The organism is Rhodothermales bacterium, from assembly GCA_034439735.1.
GTDB lineage: Bacteria > Bacteroidota > Rhodothermia > Rhodothermales > JAHQVL01 > JAWKNW01.
This window is the reverse complement of record JAWXAX010000119.1, coordinates 1-17,688: the sequence shown is the minus strand read 5'-3', so window position 1 is coordinate 17,688 and position 17,688 is coordinate 1. Positions and strand designations below refer to the sequence as shown.

Sequence of the window (17,688 nt, the reverse complement as noted above, 5' to 3'; positions counted from 1 at the left end):
TCAAAAACCCGCTCACGCCCATGAAGCTGTCCGTCCAACATCTCCGGCGCGCCTTCACGGATGCCCGCTCGCCGGCGAGCGCCGGCCAGGACGGAAAATTCGCGAGCCTGTTCGACCGGATCACCACCACCCTGATCGAGCAGGTGGACGCGCTCGCGCGCATTGCGAACGAGTTCTCCACCTTCGCGCGCATGCCCACCCAGAACCTCGAACCGCTCGATCTGAATGCCGTCATTCGGGAGGCGGTGGATCTCATGCGGGAGCAACAGGACGTTCAGATCGCCATCGATCTCCACCCGAACCCGCTGGTCGTGCTGGGCGACCGGGAGGAGCTACGCCGCATCTATATCAACCTCATCAAAAACGCGACCGAGGCCACCGAAGACAACCGCCCGAACCCCATCGCCGTGGCGACATCCATCCGCGCCGACGCCGGCGGCGCCATGGCCTACAGCACGGTGCAAGACCAGGGCGCCGGCATCGAGCCCGGCCTCCGAGGCAAGATCTTCGAACCCAACTTCTCTTCCAAGACCAGCGGGACCGGCCTCGGCCTCGCCATCGTCCGGAAAAGTGTCGAGGACCTGCGCGGGACCATCGGCTTCGAGACCGAAGTGGGTGTGGGGACTACGTTCTGGATCGTTTTACCTCTTTTGCCGGCTTCGTGAGGTTCGCCTGAAGATTATCGGCCGTTGATCGACTAATCGATGTTTGGTGTAGAACGATACTGTATCTTTGCCGGCTGGCGTTTTGCCCTTTTTTTCACCGACGTGCACGGCTCATGAGAGCGATTGTAATTGGCGCAGGCGAAGTAGGATTCGACGTGGCTCGCTTGCTCGCGCTCGAGCAGCACGATGTGACGGTCGTCGACATGGACGCCGCGGCGCTTGAAGCCGTGAGCGACAAGCTCGATGTGATGACCGTGCGGGGCGGCGGGACGTCTCCCGAGGTACTTACTCAGTGCGGGGTGCATAAAGCCGACATCCTCATTGCGGTCACAACGGTCGATGAGGTGAATATCATCGCCTGCATGATGGCGCGGCGCCTCGGGGTGGCCACGACAGTTGCCCGGGTGCGCAGCGACGTGCTGGGCGATTCGGGCTCCGTCATCCAGGCGTCGGATTTCGGGATCGACATCATCATCCATCCCGAAGAAAGCGCCGCCGCCGAGGTCATCCGCCTCATGCGACGCTCCAGCGCCACCGACGTCCTCACCTTCGCCGACGGCCGTCTCCATCTGGTGGGCATGCGCCTGGACGTGGGATCGCCGGCGATCGGAAAGTCCCTGCGCGACCTCGCCGAGGAACTGTCGGACATCCCCTTTCGGATTATGGGAATCGCCCGCGGCATCCGCACGATCATCCCCCGCGGCACGGAGCGGCTCCAGCGGAACGACCAGGTGTTTGTGCTCGCGCAGCCCAAACATATGCCGCACGTAGCCAGATTACTCGGCAAAAGCGAATCCCGCATCGACCGGGTGATGATCCTCGGTGGCACAAAAATCGGCGCCCGTGTCGCTTCGCAATTGAGCGGCGAGAAACACAAGAAACTGAAACTCGTCGAGCCGGATCGCGAAAAGGCCGAGTTGCTCGCGCGTCAACTCCCCGATGTCATGGTCATCCATGGAGACGCCACCGATATCGACCTGTTGGTCATGGAGGGGCTCTCGGAGATGGACGCGTTTGTGGCCGTGACGGACGACGAGGAATCCAACCTGGTCTCCTGCCTGATGGCAAAACACCTGGGGGTGTCCAAAACGGTTGCGCTGCTTTCCAAAGGGGCCTATGTGCCCATCAGCCAGGTGATCGGGCTCGACGCGGCGGTGAACAAGAAGCTGGCGATCTCGCGCGAAATCATGCGTTTCCTGCGCGGAAAACACGTACTTAGCGTAGCCACCGTGCACGGGCTCGATCTCGAGATTCTGGAGATCGAAGCGAACACGCGCGCACCGATCACGCGTAAGCCGCTATCCGGGCTCACGATTCCGGGCGACATGTTGATCGGCGCCATCCTGAACGGAGAAGGAGAGGTCGAGGTGGCTACCGGTGCGACGCACGTACAACCGGGCGATCGGGCCATCATCTTCGTTCGGCCGCACTTCATCCACGAGGCCGAGCGATTTTTCTCGAAGGCGTAATCCCCTCTCCATGGCTCTCCTATGATACTCAACGTCAAAGCCGTGGCAGGTACGCTGGGCGTGCTGTTTTTTTCCCTGGGCGTTGCGCTGGTATGTCCGTTGCTGGTTGACCTGATTTATGGCGAAGGGCACTGGCTCGCCTTTGCCGCCACGGCGGTGCTGGCGATGGCCGGCGGCGGCGGGCTGTGGTACCGCTGGGGAGGCCGCGGCAACGAATTGCGGACGCGGGACGGCTTTGCCATTGTGGCGTTCTCCTGGTTCGCGCTTTCGTTGCTTGGAGCTCTTCCATTTTACCTCAGCGGCACCCTTCCGTCGTACACCGACGCCTTTTTTGAGACGATGAGTGGATTCACCACCACCGGGGCTTCCATCCTCGGCGGAACGGACACGCCGCCCATAGAATCGCTGTCCCACGCCCTGTTATTCTGGAGAAGCCTCACCCACTGGATGGGCGGGATGGGCATCATCGTGCTCACCCTGGCGATCCTGCCCATCCTCGGCATCGGAGGGATGCAGCTGTTTAAAGCCGAGGTGCCCGGCCCGACGGCCGACAAGCTGACGCCGCGCGTTCGAGAAACCGCCCAACGGCTGTGGCTCATCTATGTGGGCTTCACGGTACTGCAGACCCTGCTGCTGTGGCCGGCAATGGGGCTGTTCGACGCCATCAACCACGCGTTCGCGACCATGGCCACCGGCGGGTTTTCGACGAAGAACAACTCGGTGGCAGAGTATGGATCGGGGTATGTCGACTGGGTGATTACGGCCTTCATGATCCTCGCCGGCGTGAACTTCGCCCTCCACTATCGTCTCCTTAAAGGGCGCTTCGGATCGGTGCTCAGGGATATGGAGTTGCACACGTACCTCACGATCCTCCTCGGGGCTACGGTGCTCATCACGATTTCGCTGATGCCGGCCGGCGAGCCGTTCGGCCGCGCCGTCCGACTCGCCGCGTTCCAGGCCGCATCCATCGTCACGACCACGGGCTTTGCGACGGCCGACTACGAATTATGGCCCCCCCTGGCCATGACGGTCATCTTTCTGCTTTTTTTCTCGGGCGGGATGGCCGGGTCCACGGGCGGAGGTATCAAGATCATCCGACACATTCTGATGTTCGAGAATTCATTCAAGGAGCTCAAACAGCTCATCCATCCCCGGGCGGTCCTGACCGTTCGCTTGAACGGGAAGCCGGTTTCGGAAGATGTGATGCGCAACGTGTTGTCGTTTCTGGTCCTGTATTGCGGGCTGGCGGGTGTCGGCACGCTGGTGATGGCGATGACGGGACTGGATGTCTTGAGCGCGTTCACCACCACGATCTCGTGCCTGGGAAATATCGGGCCGGCGTTCGGGGACTTTGGGCCGGCGGAAAACTATGCGTCTATATCCAGCTTCGGGAAGTGGTTTCTGTCATTCCTGATGATGGCCGGCCGGCTCGAAATCTTTACGGTGCTCATCATCCTGACTCCCGTCTTCTGGGAGCGGTGACGTCATGCTGCTACGCATCCACCACGCCGCCATCATCTGTTCGGACTACGAGGTCTCGAAACGCTTCTACGTCGACACCCTTGGCCTGCGGATCGTGGCGGAAAACTACCGGGAAACGAGGCGGTCGTACAAGCTGGACCTCGGGCTGCCCGACGGCGGTCAGATTGAGCTTTTTTCGTTCGACGGCGCACCGCCTCGCCCCTCGTATCCCGAGGCGCAGGGGTTGCGGCATCTGGCGTTTGCCGTCGACGATGTCGCGCAGGCCTCCGCCCGACTGGCGGCGCGCGGCGTGGTGATGGAGGCGATCCGGGTGGATGCCTATACCGGCCGGCGCTTCGTGTTTTTCGCCGATCCGGATGGGTTGCCGCTGGAGTTGTACGAGGCGTCGGCCGGCCCAGAAAAGCCCGGGTAAAGAAATTAGCCCGGCCTCCGATGTAAGAAGGATAACGTGCCCCCCGAAACCTTCTCCGTCGTCCCAGATGTGCCCGCCCCATCGTATCGCTGTCGCCCTCGTGGCCCTGTCGCTGGCCGGCTGCGCAAGCGCCCGGCCGTTTTCACCCGAGGCGGAAGAACTGCTCGTCTTCCGGCACAACCCGTACAACGAATACCTGTTGATGGTTTACCGCCACGCGGATGGCCAGACGCGCCACGTACTGCGCCAGTCGGGGGTATGCGAGTTGGTGGTGACCTATGAAGCCGATGGACCTATTCGCCTCAAAGTGCGGGGCGAACGCGAACGCACGATCGACATCCGCGAGGCCGCCCGTCTGACGCTTCGGATCGACACACTCATCAATGCGCGGGAGGAAGAGGGCGATGCGCTGACGTCGATCTGATACGCCGGTTGTTATTCGCCGCTGAAATCGCGGAAGCCGAAGTAGTGCAGGACGTATTTCATCTTCTCCGATTTTTGCACCCCGAAGCCCGGCAGCGCCTGGACACGTTTGCGGACGACCTCGAACGGAGCATTGTCGTTCCAGATGCCTGCCGCGTCGCCGGCATACTGCTCGGCGACAATCGCCGCAACGGCCTGTGTCATGTCCGCCATCTTATTTGTGAACCGATGCACGGCCGGCGGGGTGCCGAACAACACTTTGAAGGCCTCCGGGTCGTGCCCCGCGATCGTCTGCATGTCCAGATGCCCTAGCCTCTCGTGGAGTCGCTGCGGCCCGATAAACGCGTACTCGGCGCGGACACGCTGGTCGTACAACAGCCCCAACAACGCCGCATTCGGCGATTCGCGAATATAGGCGTCTGCCGCATGGTCGCCCGTGAGCGTGCCCTCCTCCTTGTATCGGTCCATCATGCGGGCAAGCCCGCCTTCAAGATGGCTGTAGTCGATGGGGGTCATGGTGGAAAGGAAAAAGGTAAAAGGAAAAAGGTAAAAGGAAAAAGATAAAAGGAAAAAGATAAAAGGAAAAAGATAAAGGGGAAAAGGTAAAAGGTGGAAGTGAAAAGTGAAAGGGAAAGTCCCCAAGGTTTTGCCTTTTACCTTTTACCTTTTACCTTTTCACTTTTTCCTTTCCCCAAGCCATTCCGCCGCCTGTCGGGCAAAATAGGTGAGGATGATGTCGGCGCCGGCGCGGTGGATGGCGGTTAGGGTTTCCAGTGCGGCGGTGCGTTCGTCGAGCCAGCCGCGTTGGGCGGCGGCCTTGATCATGGCGTATTCGCCGCTCACATGGTAGGCGGCGACGGGCACCTCCGCCACCTCGCGGATGCGGTGGATGACGTCCAGGTAGTGGAGCGCCGGCTTGACCATCACCATGTCCGCCCCTTCGTCGACATCCAGCCCGACCTCCCGGAGCGCCTCGCGGGCGTTGGCGGGGTCCATCTGGTAGGTCTTTTTGTCGCCCGGGATGCCGGGACGGGAGCGGGGGGCGGAGTCGAGCGCCTCGCGGAAGGGGCCGTAATAGGCGGAGGCGTATTTGGCGGAGTAGGCGAGGATGGCGCGGTCGGCGAAGCCGGCGTCGTCGAGTTCGCTCCGGATCGCCAGGACGCGGCCGTCCATCATGTCCGACGGGGCGATGATGTCCGCGCCGGCTTCCGCCTGGACGACGGCCATCTGCGCGAGGAGCTCCACCGAGGCGTCGTTGTCGATCTGCCCGTGGTGCACGACCCCGTCGTGGCCGTCCGACGAATAGGGGTCAAGCGCGACATCCGAGATGACGAGCAGGTCTGGCACAGCCGCTTTGACGGACCGTATCGCGTGGGGAAACAGGCCGTACGGGTCGAGGCCGGCGCTTCCTTTCGGGTCCTTCAGCGCTTCTTCGATAGCGGGAAACAGGGCGATGGCGGGGATGCCGAGGGCGTGAAGGGCGCGCGCTTCCTCGACAAGGGTGTCCACCGAGAACCGATATTGCCCCGGCATGGCGTCGATCGGCTGCCGGATGCCCTCGCCGGCGACGACAAACAGCGGCGCGACGAGGCTGTCTATCGAAAGACGCGTCTCCCGGTTGAGCCGGCGCAGGTTTTCCGTCCGGCGCATCCGACGGGGGCGGTAGGGAAGCATGGGGGAAGTGGAAAGTTAAAAGTGAAAGTGAAAATGGATTCGTTGTTGTGTGTCGTGTATTCCCATCACCAATCGCTATTCGCTATTCGCTATTCGCTTTTCGCTAATCACGAATCCTCAGCGTTTTCGTCGCCAGGTGGAGCCTTCGGGGGAATCCATCACGTCGATGTTCAGCTCGTCCAACTCGGCGCGGATGGCGTCGGCGCGGGCGAAGTCACGGTTGCGACGGGCGGCGGTGCGTTCCTTGAGTAGGGATTCGACGCGGTCGGCGAGCGAATCGGTAGCGGGCTCGGCGACGGCCGGCATGACGGTAGCGTCCTCATGCCAGACGATCCCGAGTAGGTCGTTGACCCGTTCGATCCAGGCGCGGGCGCTCCGGCCTGAGGCCGCGTTGAGCGCCTTGGTCCCGTTGATGAGCTTCACCCCCTCGAGGGAAGCGGCGAGCGCTTCGGGGGTGTTGAGGTCGTCGAGTAGGGCAAAAAGCGTCTCCTTGAAGACTACATCCAACGGGTGGCCGAGAAGGTCCTCGCCGGCTTTGCCGTCGGCTATGGCGCGATCTGCGAGGGCCAGGGCGTCCCGGTATCGATCGACGATGCGGAGGCAGTCGTTGAGGTTTTTAAAGGTAAAGTTAAACGGTTTTCGGTATTGCCCGGAGATCAGCGCGAGCCGGAGTGCGAGCGGGTCGATCCCTTTGCCGCCCTCGGACTCGGGCGCCGTGAGGTCGCGCACGGTGTAGAAATTCCCCTTGCTCTTGGACATTTTTTCTCCCTCCACATGCAGGAAGCGGGTGTGGGTCCAGATGGAGGCGAAGGGCTGGTCGGTGAGGCCTTCCGACTGCGCGATCTCGCATTCGTGGTGCGGGAAGATGAGATCCTCGCCGCCGGCGTGGAGGTCCAGGTGCGGCCCGAGGTACTGCATCGACATCACCGAGCACTCGATGTGCCAGCCGGGGAAGCCGCGACCGAACGGACTGAACCACTGCATGAGGTGTTTGTCGTCCTTCTTCCACAACGCGAAGTCGCGCGGGTCGCGCTTGTTGCCATCCACCACCACGTCGCGCACGGCGTTTTCAAGCTGATCCGCGGAATTGTTGCCCGAAAGCTTGCCATAGTCCGGGAAGCTGCTCACACTGAAGTAGACCCCGCTGTCCGTCTCGTACGCATGGCCGCGGGCGATGAGCTGTTCGATGGCCTCGATCTGCTGCGTCACGTGTTCGGTGGCTCGAGGGCGGACGTCCGGCGGACGGAGGTTCAGCAGGCTCCAGTCGGTGAGGAGCGACTCCGTGTAATACCGGGCCAGGTCCCAGACATTCGCGAACCGTTCGCCTTCCTTGGAGCGGAGCGCGCGGGCCATCTTGTCTTCTCCGCTGGCGTCCGCGAAGTCGTCCTCGGTCAGGTGCCCCACATCGGTGATATTACTCACGTACGACGTTTTCCACGCGATGGCCTGCGCGACGCGGACGATCAGGTCCGAGGTAAGAAACGTGCGGAAATTGCCGATGTGCGCGTACGAATACACCGTCGGGCCGCAATTGTACATCCGCAGGTGGTTCGGTTCGAGCGGGGCAAGGGATTCGACCTTGCCCGAAAGGGTGTTAAAGAGCTGGAAGGGCGGAAGTGATGACATGCGGTGTTGGAGTATGGGAGTGCCTGCCCTGAGCGACACCGGCGGAGCCGGAGGAGTCGAAGGGTGGGAGTATGGGGTTGTGGGAGTATGGTAATAAAAACAGCGCCTGCTTGTACCCGGGTTCATTACCAAAGTGCCAGTTCGCCCCACTCAACGCTCAGCCCCCCTTAATCCTGCCAACCTGACAACCTGCAACCTACTGTCTCACCGTCTCCCACACCAGGTGCGCCAGTTGGGGGACGATCAGTGTTTCCATGGCCAGGCGGACGGCGTTGGTGGACCCCGGGGTGGAGAACACGAGCGTGCGCCCCATCACGCCGGCGGTCGCGCGGCTGAGCATCGCGGCGGAGCCGATCTGGTCGTAGGATAACATCCGGAACAGCTCGCCGAATCCAGGCAGTGTCTTGTCGAGCTTCCCGGAAACCACCTCGTACGTGGTGTCCCTCCGGCTGATGCCGGTGCCGCCGTTGAGCAGGATCACGTCCGCCAGGCCGGCGAGTTCGTCGAGCAGCGGCCCGATCCGCGTCGGCTCGTCGGGAACGATCCGGTAGGCGACGACCGGGTGGCCGGCGCCGGCCAAAAGCGTCTTCATCAGCCCGCCGCTGGTGTCGGTGGCTTCCGTGCGGGTGTCGCTGACGGTGACGATGGCGACCCGTACAGGCGTGTCGCGGGCTAACTGTTCGTGCTCGCTGTGGCTCATGAAGGCGTCAGTGCGTGTGGGAATGATCCGCCGTTTCCTCCGACGGAAGCGGGAGGTCCGGCTCTCCAAACCACTTCGGCGGGTCGTATCCATGGCCTCCGAAGGGATGACATCGGCCCAGTCGATACGCCGTCAGCACCAGCCCCTTGAATACGCCGTAGTTGCGCAGCGCCAGGATCGCATACTGCGAGCACGTGGGCTGGTAGCGGCACATGGGTGGGAGATGGGGGGAGATAAACAGCTGATAGCCTCGGACGAGGCCGATCAGCGCCAGGCCGGGTAGTTGGATGAGACGCTGGAGCATGGGAGGATAACGAGCCGTGAAACTACCGTGGTAATTTGGCCGCTCCCTGTAGGTTCCGGGGTGGCTACCGGACCCCAGCTTTTTGAGTGCCGCTCACGCCCGGCCGTGCCGGTCGTAACACACGCCCGGAGAGTTGGAGCCGGCTCCCCCGACTCGTCGTCCGCGGCCTGGCTTCCTGCAGGGTTTCACGCGCCTCCTCCTGGAAGGTCCGGATGCGCTCGGCCGGGGCCTGGCCGGCGATAAACGGATCGAGCGCTTCATCGATTTCCTCAAAAAACAAAAACCGGTTCGGGTCGATCGCGCGCTTCGAGAGGTCCAGCGGCGTGGCGTTGAGCGCCCATCGCGGTGTCGCGCCGTTTTTCATCGAAACCGGACTGTAAAAGTGGCGGGTTTCCCGGGAAAACGGCCGGTTAATCGCCGGCGCCTGGTACACCTTCATGGCCACCTCGACCGCCTTCGCCCAGCTCTCCACGGTCGTGTGCTGGTTCAGGCTCAGCAGGTAGGTTCGACGCGGACTCGGCGTATTGAACGCGCTGAATTGGAGGGTTTCAAGCACCACTTCGCGGTACGTTTCGCCACGGTACGCCGTTTCCACGCGATTGCGGACGACCCACGCGACCAGTTCCTGTTCGTCGCTCCGGTCGGACTCCGACAACACGCACCGCGCCAGCCACACGACCTCATCCATCTCCAGCGGCGGCATCGCGCGCAACGTATCGAGCACGCCATCGCCCACCGCGGCCCGGCTGATCCAGGGCCCCATCAACGCCCCGAGCACCAGCAGCAGTACTTTTTTCCCCATATCTGCCATACGTTCCATCCCCGTGCGTGCCCTGTTGCCGGAAACCTATACGCGAAGTGCGCTTTCTGAAGTGTCATTCCCGTCGATGTGGGGCGTTGTGTCCCCGCCGGCCTCGTCCACCCAGCTCCCAATCGCCATGCGTGCCGACGCTCTCCTCGCTCAAGTCAAATTTAATGCCGATGGACTCGTGATCGCGGTGGCGCAGGACCATGCGACGGGCGAAGTCCTCATGCTTGCCTACATGAACGTGGCGACGCTCCGCCAGACGATCGAGACGGGGGTCATGACGTACTGGAGCCGCTCCCGCCAGAAAGTGTGGGTGAAGGGGGAGAGCAGCGGAAATACGCAGAGCGTCCGCGAAGTGTCGATCGATTGTGACGGGGATGCCCTGCTTTTCAAAGTCGACCAGCGCGGCGCCGCCGCCTGCCACACGGGCCGCGTGTCCTGCTTCTACCGCCGGCTCGAGGACGACGCCCTCGTTGTCACCTCCGAGCCGCTGTTCGACCCCTCGACGGTGTATAAGCAACACGAATAAGGGGTGTTGAATTACAGATCGGAAATTAAAAATTGCAGGCCAGGGGACGGTTCACGGCACCAGTAGCCCCAACCTGCAATCGCTAATCGCTAATCTTTAATCGCTAATCTTTAATCGCTCCCCATCGGTCCGAATCCCGCCACCTGGCTCTGGATCTGCTGTTTGTCGCCGGAGATCACGATCACCATCTCCTCATCCCGCAGATAGGTTTCCGCGATGCGTTGCACCTCTTCGGGGGTGAGGGCGTGGATCTTTTCGACGAAGGTCGCCAGGTAGGCGTCCGGCAGGCCGTGCAGGTCGAGGAAGTTGATCTGTCCGATAATCCCCTGGCGCGACGAGTTCTGGAGCACGAACGTGCCTGCCATGTAGTTTTTGAAGCCTTCCAGTTCTTCAGCAGAGGGCGGTTCGTTCTGGAGACGATCGATCTCATAGAAGATCTCCTGGATCGCCGGCCCGGTCACGTTGGTCGTCACGGCCGCCATCTGCACCCAGTACCCGTCGCGGTAGCGGACGGATACCGAGCTGAAGGGTGAATACGAGTAGCCTTTGTCCTCTCGAATATTGCGTGTGATGCGCGAGCCAAAAGAGCCGCCGAGCAGGGAATTGGTGACGAGCAACGGGATGTAGTCGTCGCTCGATGGGTCGATCGTCGGCAGGCCGATGTAGAGGTTGGACTGTTCGGCGCCGGGGATGTCCACGATATAGACTTCGCGCCGTGATGTCGGCGCGGGTTCTTCGCGCGAGGGCTGCACGCCGCCTTTCCAAGCTCCCAGAGACGACTCGATCGCCGTGCGAACGGCCGCACCATCGAACACGCCGGCCACGTAGAGTCGGGCGCGCGACGCGTTGAAATGAGTGTTGTAGAACGCCCGCACCGCCTCGATCGTAAAGCCGCTCAGCGGCTCCTCGTCGGGGAAAACGCGGCCATAGGGGTGCTCGCCATACATCACCTTCCGAAACTCCGCCAGGGCGATCGAATTGGGTTCGGTTTTCTGGATGCTCAGCTGGCGGACAAGGTCGCGCTTCAACCGCTCGACCTCGCTGCCCGGCAGGCTCGGGTTCTGGGCGATATCCGCGATCAGGGAGACCACGTTCGGGGTGAACTCGCTCAGCACGTCGCCGGAAATCGAGGTCTGGTCCAGCCCCACGCCGATGTTGATCTCGCCGCCCATCCGTGCCGCTTCCGCGGCGATGTCCTCGGCGGAGCGGCTGTTCGTGCCCTCCTTCATGAGGTCGCCCAGGAGGTCGGCCAGCCAGACCTGGTCGGCCGCCTCATCGACATTGCCGGTGCCTACGATGAGCTGTACGCTCGCCTTGGGCAGGCTACCGTACGGAATGAGCGTCACCTTGAGTCCGTTGTCCAGTGTGAAGGTAGATCGCGCCGGCAGGACGAAGTCCCGCGGGGCGTCGCCCGGCGGCGGCGTTTGTTTTTGAGCCAGCGCCGGCGCAGCCACCAGGCCAAACACCAGCACACGGAAGAGGAGGGTGCGATACATAAGGATGCGTGGAATAAACGATTTCGGATGATCCGTGGGGGCGCGTTACATCGCGCCCGGTGTCAACATATCCGGCGGTGGATGATCCTCACCCCGCGGGCTTCTGCGGGGTTTCAAACGTCGGCTCGACAGTCAGCACGGTTCGATTCGAGGCGCGGAGGTATTCTTGCGCCGTCTGGAGGATGATGTCTGGAGTGACCTTCCGGAATTCATCTTCGAGCGCGTTGATGCGGGCCGGATCGTTGTCGAAGAGGGCGAAGGACGCGAGCAGGTCGGCGCGGCCGAAGCCAAAGAAGCCGCCCGCGGCGTCGTAGAGGTTAGAGCGCATCTTGACAACGGCGCGGTCGAGGGTCTCTTGATCCACCGGGTTCGTGGCCAGGTCGATCAAGACGCTATCGAGCGCCGCGATGATGGAGTCCGCCGGCACGTTCGAGTCGTGGAACAGCGAGCCCATCCAGAGCATCGGGCCGTTGTAGTTAAACATGTTGCCGAGCAGGTTGATGCCGCCGTCGACGCTGCCGGTCATGCCGCGTTCCTTGACGATGGCCTGACGGATGCGGCTATCGTCGCCCTGGAGCAGGATCTGGTCGATGAGCCCCATCGCGTAATACTCGGGGGTGTTGCGGTCGGGCATGTGGTAGGCAAACGCGAGTGCGGGGCGTTGGGCGAGATTGTCGGTTTTGCTGGCTCGTTTCTCGGTCGTCTGGCGCGGCTCGGTGAGGTCCGGCATCGCCGGAAGCTCGGAGGGCGGGATATCGCCGAAATACTGCCCAACGAGTTCGAGCGCCGGCGCCTCCTCGAAATCGCCCACGATCACGACGACGGCGTTGTTTGGTGCATAGAAGGTGTCGAAAAACGCCTGTACATCCTCCAGCGTCGCGGCCTCGAGATCGGTCAATTCCCCGTAAAAGTTGTGGGCGTTTTGCCAGTTCTCGTTGGCGTACTGCGGCATGTCCAGCCACGGGAAGCCGCCATAAGGCTGGTTGAGGACGTTGACGCGGACCTCGTTCTTCACCACATCCTGCTGGTTCACGAGGTTCTCCTGGGTGACAGCGAGGCCTCTCATGCGGTCGGCCTCGGCCCAGAGCATGGTCTCGAGCTTGTGCGCCGGCACGATCTGGAAGTAGTTCGTGAAGTCGAACCGGGTGGAGCCATTCAGCACGCCGCCGTTGTTCTGCACCAGCGAGACGAACTCCATCTTACCGAGGTTTTCCGATCCCTGGAACATCATGTGTTCGAAGAGATGCGCGAAGCCGGTGCGGTCCCGCGGTTCGTTGCGGAAGCCGATGTTGTAGTACACGGCGACGACGACGGTAGGCGCCGTTTTGTCTTGCGAGAGCACTACCCGCAGTCCGTTATCCAGCGTATGGTAGGATACAGGTACCTGATAGGTCGACGGCGCTGGCTCGTCGGAGGCAGGCGAACAAGCCGATAGGACGACACTCGCGAAGAGCGCGCCCGCTACGAGAGAGGATCGCATAGAGATTGGGGTTAATGTCGAAGCCACCGGCCGCATCGTGCGACTCAGGGCGTGATGCCCTGCTGCTACGGTACGATTCGGTGGAGGTTGCGGCCGGCGTCTCGTGTTGTTTATTACTTCCCCCAAAATTCCCCCATAATGGCCGCGCGCTCCCGCGTATCCCTACTCCATCGCCTCGATCCAGCCGGTTCGGCCGCTCGGCGACGTCACGCCCAGATAATCCCCGAACTCCCCAAACACCGGCAGATGGCTGGCGACGCTCACGCTGTCGATCGGCACGGCGGCGCTGGTTGCCTGGCCGCGAACGGGTACGCCGGCGGCAACAGCGCGGCTGCGTAACGGCTCGAAGGCGTCTTCGATCTGGTGCGCGAGGACGAAGCCGCCCGTGCCATCGGGCAGGGCGACACGGTACCAACTGCCGCTCCCCGCGACGACCCGAAGTGCGGTGTGGCGGGGCAATTCACCCAGTTTCTCCGAGCGGGGATTGGGTGAGTACCGTAAAAAAGCGGTGCTGGCCGTGACCCGGGCCCAGGAGCCCAGGCGCGACGTATCGGCCGCGAGCTCGAGCGGGGTGTCGGGCATGTCCTGGATATACGGATAGGGGTCGACGGCGCGTCGCGTGGCATAAATGCCGAAGTGCAGGTGCGACGGCGTCGAGCGCGCATTGCCGGTATTGCCTACGAGCCCCAGCGTGTCGCCGGCCTCGACTCGGGTATTCGCCGACACCAGCTGCTGATCCAGATGGGCGTAATAGTAGGCCTGATTCCGGTGCGCATCACGCACCCAGATCACTTTGCCGCCAAGATTCGTCTCGTCGATCCGGGCGACGTATCCGGAAGATATGGCCAGGACCGGCGTCCCCCGCGGGGCGAAGATGTCGACGCCCTCGTGGGAACGCCGGCCGCCTTCCCGTTCCGCCCCGAACAGGCTCTGCACCGCGGCATTGGAGCGGCCGGCCACCGGGAAGCCGAGGGAAGCGTCTACGACGATGTCCAGGGTGTACCGCCCCCCACGAAGCAACTCAGGCTGCATGCGCAGGATGTACGTGAGTGGCTCACGTGCTTCGACCACCAATCGGTTCGCGCTGTCGGCGATCGCCACGTGCCGCAGGTTGTCGGTTGAATCGTCCGGCACTTCGAACAGGTCGACAAACACGCGAGACGAATCGCCGGCGTGGACGGCAATCTGGACATCCAGCCGTTGGCCCTGCTGCAGACGGATGAAGTAGGCGCGGGCCGTCACTTCGCGAGGGTCCAGATACCCTACCTCTTGATAGGGGGATTCGATGGCCAGCGGTGTGGCGACCGCCGCTACGCCGGCCATGATCCACGTCCGCCCCAGCGCCGTTTCGTCCAGTCGCGCCCCGCGAAGTGCCGTCAGGTAGGCATCGTAAGGCGTCTGTGTGAGGTGTTGCACGCCTCGTAGGACGCGCTCTTCCGCACAACCCGCCACGGCCAACAGGCCGAGGAGCATGAGCGGTAAGAGTATCGTCCGGAGCGCGGCTCGTGGCGCCGTGGACCTTTTTGATGGCTGCATCGCGTCACTGGGTGAGATTACGCGTCGGCGGTGTCTGTAGCCGGGTGGGCTCGGGGGTATGTACGCCACGGCTACAACCGCGGTTGCAGGTCGCGCTCCGGCCGGCGGCGCGTCCCCGGGTCATAGGGCTCTGGCGCGCCCGGCTGCGGGGATCTGGCGCACGCCGCGCTGGTTTTCCGCCGACCGGCGCATGCCCGTGTGGGTCAAATCCCGTCAACAAAAAGACACACATTAGCGGGGCATTGTGACAAAGTGGTGATTTTTGCTCGATATCCAGTCGGTACTTTAGGCGCATACAAAAGGGATCTCTTGTGCCTTTTGTGCCATCCCGCCTAACCTCACTGGAGGTACCTGTCATGACACTATCCTATATAATCAACGCCCTCAGTAGTATCGATTCCCAGTTGATGTACGCCACCATCGTATGGTCGGCCGGTACGCTCATCGCCGGCCTCGCCTTCAAAAAATGCCTTAACGAGGCGTGACGGCGTCCGACTAACGCCTCGACGCACGGCGTATTCCCTTCTTTTTGCTCTGTTAAAACTCCCAGGAGACGCAGCACATCTGTCGTCAGGGAGTTTTTTTATGTCCGATGAGCTAGTGCATCGATTCACTCCTCCCCATCCCGTCAACGCTTCGCGCCGACAGGATTTGCCCATTCTCGGACCGAGGAGGGACCTGGTCGCACGACACGGCTTAGGGGCGAAAACTGTCCGAAGCATTAAGCATCCTGATCTGTTGTTTTTCCCGCCGGCTGTAAACGAAATCCACCCAACCCTCGTCTAGTAGGCAAGAACTGACAACGACGGTTCTTCGCAGGTGCTCGACCCGACCGGACCACATACCCGAGATGCGTATCGCCAGATGGTCGTCGCCCATCAGCGCGTCGTCTATGCGTTCGCCCTCCAGTTGACGGGCAACCATGAGGACGCCGAAGATCTATCGCAAGAGTTCTTCATCAAGGCGCACCAGATGCTGGACTCGTTCCGCGGCGACGGCTCGATGCGCGGCTGGCTATTTCGGATCACCGCCAACCGGTACCTGTCGGGCCGGCGCAAGAAATCCCTGGCCTATGCGCCCTCCCTCGGCCTGGAGGAGCACGCCGCCTTTGTCCTCGGGTCGATGGACGATCCTCGGGCGATCACGCCAGCCATCGAGAAACCATGAGCTCAACCGTTCTTTCTGTGCGCTGGAAGGTCGCCCTCGAAACCCTCATCGAACTGGCGGGGCTGGTGGGGCGGTAGGGGTTTGTGAGCCGATCCCGCTCAACCTTGGAGCGTCACATCGGCTCCGTAACCCCTTGAGCTATACTTTGTTGTCCAAACCCTGTTGGCCAAGCACTTGATATCCAAGCACCTGTGCCGCCGGCGTTGGGGTGACTCTCGGCCCATAACTACCGAGGTTTTCCAGCGTCGCGTTGTGGTGCGCCGAGATCTGGGCGGCGGATAAAACGCCGTTGTCCAGGGTCGAGTGCCCGTCCGCGACCAGGGTGACCGGGTAGCCGAGTGCGAGGGCGCCACGGACGGTCGAATCTACACAGAACTCGCTTTGTAAGCCGCAAATGACCAGGTTGCCGACCCCGCGTGCCTGCAGCAGGGCGTGCAGCTCGGTTTGATAGAACGAGTCCGAGCCTTTTTTGCGGATTCGGATGTCGTCTGGCTGCGTCGCAACGCGTTCGTAGAGTTTCCATCCATCCGATCCAAAGCGAAACGGCCCCTCCTCTTCCTCGTGCTGAATGAGCACCACGGGCATGCCCGAGGCCCGTGCTCGTGCAGAGACGGCGTTGATTCGATCGACGACGTTGTCGATGTCAAAGGCCGACCCTTCGCCGGCACACAAGGCCGTCTGAACGTCGACGATGAGCAGTGCGGATTTCATGCTGGTTGGGTGACGGTACGCGTTGCGCGTTTTTCCGTTGAACGTTTGATGTTTTGGTACGCCCCGTTAAGCAATAAGCGTGTTTCCAGGACGCAACGCGTACCGTGCAATGAGTAAACGCATGAAGTCAGCTATTGAGTGCGTTCAGCAACAGGCTCCCCAATGAGATATAAGGTGTCATGGCTTAAATCTTGTTCATTGGGCCAAACAATGGCACCCCACGATACCTTCACACGCTTGAAATAAACAAGGTCTTTCAGTTCTTGAAACACTCCCCTTTCTAAATAGGGCTTGGCATCGAACAATCGTTTTTCCTCGTTTTCGAAGGTCACGAGGAGGGTATGATCGTCTTGTGGCTGAACAGCGGTTACTCTTGGATTCATTGTTCTCTACCGCATAGGAGATTCATCCAAATTAGCGAGGTCCACGACAAATTGCACGGTTTAGACTACCGTCTCGGTTTATACCGCATCGCCACCGTCCCTGAGCCGAACGCGAGCCGGCCCACGAGCTTCAAGCGGACGTGCTCCTACAGTCCGGCGTTGAAACGCCGGCCTACCATGCGGCATCGCTCCGCGATGCGTGGCTATCGTGGACGCGATGGCTTGTCTGTGGCCCAGGCGGGGCCGCATTTTGACGTAACCAGAAGCCCTCCCGGCACTACTGCAACACCACGTGTCGTACGACCTTCCGGCCAGCCATTTCGAGAACAAGCATGTATGAGCCACGAGCCAGATAAGTGGTGTCCCAGTCATGCCGGCTCTCCCCTTGAGGCAGAAGCCCCTCATACAACACGGCTACTTCTCTTCCAAGCATGTCTGCCGCCGACATCGGATAGGAATTGGTACACCTCTACGACGAGAAATCCTCTCGCCGGATTTGGATAACTAACGATCTGTACCTGGCGTTCGAACGGTGCATCGTCTTCGATTCCAACATCCAGCGACACCGTGAGATGCCACGAGGCAGACCAGGCGCTTGTGTCCGTGCCGCTAATCGCTCGCACGCGCCACTCGAAGGTGCCGAGGCTTTCGAAGTAACGACAGACGTATTCCTCTCCATTTCAACGGGCGAAGCCCAAGCCGCCCCGTCATCGCGATCGGACGTAGCGGCGCCAGCCGATGCGGAAGCAGAGCGACCTCCTTGAGTAGCGAGTAGCGAATACACGAATAGCGATTAGCGATGGGGATTGGGTTAGGCGCCGAG

The 17,688-nt window shown here is 61.7% G+C and carries 19 protein-coding genes; 8 read left to right on the top strand and 11 right to left on the bottom strand.

All coding sequences use genetic code 11. The features are described 5' to 3' along the window. The 5 genes from SH809_09695 to SH809_09675 all read left to right on the top strand — a co-directional run. On the top strand, positions 1–665 hold a 665-nt coding region (locus SH809_09695), incomplete at its 5' end, for an ATP-binding protein (GenBank protein MDZ4699965.1). Positions 666–778: 113 nt separating this feature from the next. Continuing rightward, a complete protein-coding gene (gene trkA / locus SH809_09690) occupies positions 779–2,134 on the top strand; it encodes a Trk system potassium transporter TrkA (GenBank protein MDZ4699964.1) in 1,356 nt (451 codons plus the stop codon). A 21-nt stretch (positions 2,135–2,155) separates the two neighbouring features. Continuing rightward, the gene (locus SH809_09685; protein MDZ4699963.1) at positions 2,156–3,616 is read left to right on the top strand and encodes a TrkH family potassium uptake protein; all 1,461 of its coding nucleotides are present in this window, start codon (positions 2,156–2,158) and stop codon (positions 3,614–3,616) included. A gap of 4 nt (positions 3,617–3,620) precedes the next feature. Continuing rightward, positions 3,621–4,028, top strand: a complete 408-nt coding sequence (locus tag SH809_09680) for a VOC family protein (protein MDZ4699962.1) — start codon at positions 3,621–3,623, stop codon at positions 4,026–4,028. A 67-nt stretch (positions 4,029–4,095) separates the two neighbouring features. Then, positions 4,096–4,452, top strand: coding sequence for a hypothetical protein (locus tag SH809_09675; protein ID MDZ4699961.1), 357 nt, complete (start codon positions 4,096–4,098; stop codon positions 4,450–4,452). Positions 4,453–4,463: 11 nt separating this feature from the next. On the opposite strand, the gene SH809_09670 is transcribed toward SH809_09675, so the two are convergent. The 6 genes from SH809_09670 to SH809_09645 form a co-directional block, all read right to left on the bottom strand. Beyond that, positions 4,464–4,967, bottom strand: coding sequence for a hypothetical protein (locus SH809_09670; protein ID MDZ4699960.1), 504 nt, complete (start codon positions 4,965–4,967; stop codon positions 4,464–4,466). Positions 4,968–5,126: 159 nt separating this feature from the next. Further along, a complete protein-coding gene (gene hemB / locus SH809_09665) occupies positions 5,127–6,125 on the bottom strand; it encodes a porphobilinogen synthase (protein MDZ4699959.1) in 999 nt (332 codons plus the stop codon). Positions 6,126–6,242: 117 nt separating this feature from the next. Continuing rightward, positions 6,243–7,751 (bottom strand): cysteine--tRNA ligase, encoded by a 1,509-nt coding sequence (gene cysS / locus SH809_09660; GenBank protein ID MDZ4699958.1) that lies wholly within the window; start codon positions 7,749–7,751, stop codon positions 6,243–6,245. 196 nt (positions 7,752–7,947) lie between these two features. Further along, a complete protein-coding gene (locus tag SH809_09655) occupies positions 7,948–8,451 on the bottom strand; it encodes a MogA/MoaB family molybdenum cofactor biosynthesis protein (protein ID MDZ4699957.1) in 504 nt (167 codons plus the stop codon). A gap of 7 nt (positions 8,452–8,458) precedes the next feature. Next, positions 8,459–8,755 carry a membrane protein insertion efficiency factor YidD gene (yidD, locus tag SH809_09650; protein ID MDZ4699956.1) on the bottom strand — a complete coding sequence of 99 codons (297 nt, stop codon included), beginning with the start codon at positions 8,753–8,755 and terminating at the stop codon, positions 8,459–8,461. Between the two features lie 64 nt (positions 8,756–8,819). After that, positions 8,820–9,557 carry a cell wall hydrolase gene (locus SH809_09645; GenBank protein MDZ4699955.1) on the bottom strand — a complete coding sequence of 246 codons (738 nt, stop codon included), beginning with the start codon at positions 9,555–9,557 and terminating at the stop codon, positions 8,820–8,822. 136 nt (positions 9,558–9,693) lie between these two features. Here SH809_09645 and hisI point away from each other — a divergent pair, with 136 nt between their 5' ends. After that, entirely contained in the window at positions 9,694–10,092 is a 399-nt protein-coding gene (hisI, locus tag SH809_09640) for a phosphoribosyl-AMP cyclohydrolase (GenBank protein MDZ4699954.1), read from the top strand. 110 nt (positions 10,093–10,202) lie between these two features. Here hisI and SH809_09635 read toward each other — a convergent pair whose 3' ends face one another. The 3 genes from SH809_09635 to SH809_09625 all read right to left on the bottom strand — a co-directional run bounded on the left by SH809_09635 (position 10,203) and on the right by SH809_09625 (position 14,541). Beyond that, positions 10,203–11,588: a pitrilysin family protein gene (locus SH809_09635; GenBank protein ID MDZ4699953.1), complete on the bottom strand. Its 1,386-nt coding sequence runs from the start codon at positions 11,586–11,588 to the stop codon at positions 10,203–10,205. Positions 11,589–11,676: 88 nt separating this feature from the next. Next, positions 11,677–13,068 (bottom strand): pitrilysin family protein, encoded by a 1,392-nt coding sequence (locus SH809_09630; GenBank protein MDZ4699952.1) that lies wholly within the window; start codon positions 13,066–13,068, stop codon positions 11,677–11,679. A 162-nt stretch (positions 13,069–13,230) separates the two neighbouring features. After that, positions 13,231–14,541, bottom strand: coding sequence for a M23 family metallopeptidase (locus SH809_09625; GenBank protein ID MDZ4699951.1), 1,311 nt, complete (start codon positions 14,539–14,541; stop codon positions 13,231–13,233). 419 nt (positions 14,542–14,960) lie between these two features. Between SH809_09625 and SH809_09620 the strand changes: the two genes are divergently transcribed. After that, on the top strand, positions 14,961–15,089 hold the full coding sequence (locus SH809_09620) for a hypothetical protein (protein MDZ4699950.1): 129 nt from the start codon (positions 14,961–14,963) through the stop codon (positions 15,087–15,089). Between the two features lie 334 nt (positions 15,090–15,423). Then, entirely contained in the window at positions 15,424–15,771 is a 348-nt protein-coding gene (locus tag SH809_09615; protein ID MDZ4699949.1) for an RNA polymerase sigma factor, read from the top strand. Between the two features lie 138 nt (positions 15,772–15,909). On the opposite strand, the gene SH809_09610 is transcribed toward SH809_09615, so the two are convergent. Beyond that, on the bottom strand, positions 15,910–16,482 hold the full coding sequence (locus SH809_09610) for a cysteine hydrolase family protein (protein MDZ4699948.1): 573 nt from the start codon (positions 16,480–16,482) through the stop codon (positions 15,910–15,912). Positions 16,483–16,613: 131 nt separating this feature from the next. Then, complete coding sequence (locus SH809_09605; GenBank protein ID MDZ4699947.1) at positions 16,614–16,865, bottom strand: DUF2442 domain-containing protein; 252 nt, start codon at positions 16,863–16,865, stop codon at positions 16,614–16,616. Positions 16,866–17,688 lie beyond the last annotated feature (823 nt).

Coding starts and splice junctions, on each gene's coding strand:
- trkA (MDZ4699964.1), top strand. CDS start 779: ATGAGAGCGATTGTAATTGGCGCAGGCGAAGTAGGATTCGACGTGGCT.
- SH809_09685 (MDZ4699963.1), top strand. CDS start 2,156: ATGATACTCAACGTCAAAGCCGTGGCAGGTACGCTGGGCGTGCTGTTT.
- SH809_09680 (MDZ4699962.1), top strand. CDS start 3,621: ATGCTGCTACGCATCCACCACGCCGCCATCATCTGTTCGGACTACGAG.
- SH809_09675 (MDZ4699961.1), top strand. CDS start 4,096: ATGTGCCCGCCCCATCGTATCGCTGTCGCCCTCGTGGCCCTGTCGCTG.
- SH809_09670 (MDZ4699960.1), bottom strand. CDS start 4,967: ATGACCCCCATCGACTACAGCCATCTTGAAGGCGGGCTTGCCCGCATG.
- hemB (MDZ4699959.1), bottom strand. CDS start 6,125: ATGCTTCCCTACCGCCCCCGTCGGATGCGCCGGACGGAAAACCTGCGC.
- cysS (MDZ4699958.1), bottom strand. CDS start 7,751: ATGTCATCACTTCCGCCCTTCCAGCTCTTTAACACCCTTTCGGGCAAG.
- SH809_09655 (MDZ4699957.1), bottom strand. CDS start 8,451: ATGAGCCACAGCGAGCACGAACAGTTAGCCCGCGACACGCCTGTACGG.
- yidD (MDZ4699956.1), bottom strand. CDS start 8,755: ATGCTCCAGCGTCTCATCCAACTACCCGGCCTGGCGCTGATCGGCCTC.
- SH809_09645 (MDZ4699955.1), bottom strand. CDS start 9,557: ATGGGGAAAAAAGTACTGCTGCTGGTGCTCGGGGCGTTGATGGGGCCC.
- hisI (MDZ4699954.1), top strand. CDS start 9,694: ATGCGTGCCGACGCTCTCCTCGCTCAAGTCAAATTTAATGCCGATGGA.
- SH809_09635 (MDZ4699953.1), bottom strand. CDS start 11,588: ATGTATCGCACCCTCCTCTTCCGTGTGCTGGTGTTTGGCCTGGTGGCT.
- SH809_09630 (MDZ4699952.1), bottom strand. CDS start 13,068: ATGCGATCCTCTCTCGTAGCGGGCGCGCTCTTCGCGAGTGTCGTCCTA.
- SH809_09625 (MDZ4699951.1), bottom strand. CDS start 14,541: ATGCTCCTCGGCCTGTTGGCCGTGGCGGGTTGTGCGGAAGAGCGCGTC.
- SH809_09620 (MDZ4699950.1), top strand. CDS start 14,961: ATGACACTATCCTATATAATCAACGCCCTCAGTAGTATCGATTCCCAG.
- SH809_09610 (MDZ4699948.1), bottom strand. CDS start 16,482: ATGAAATCCGCACTGCTCATCGTCGACGTTCAGACGGCCTTGTGTGCC.
- SH809_09605 (MDZ4699947.1), bottom strand. CDS start 16,865: ATGAATCCAAGAGTAACCGCTGTTCAGCCACAAGACGATCATACCCTC.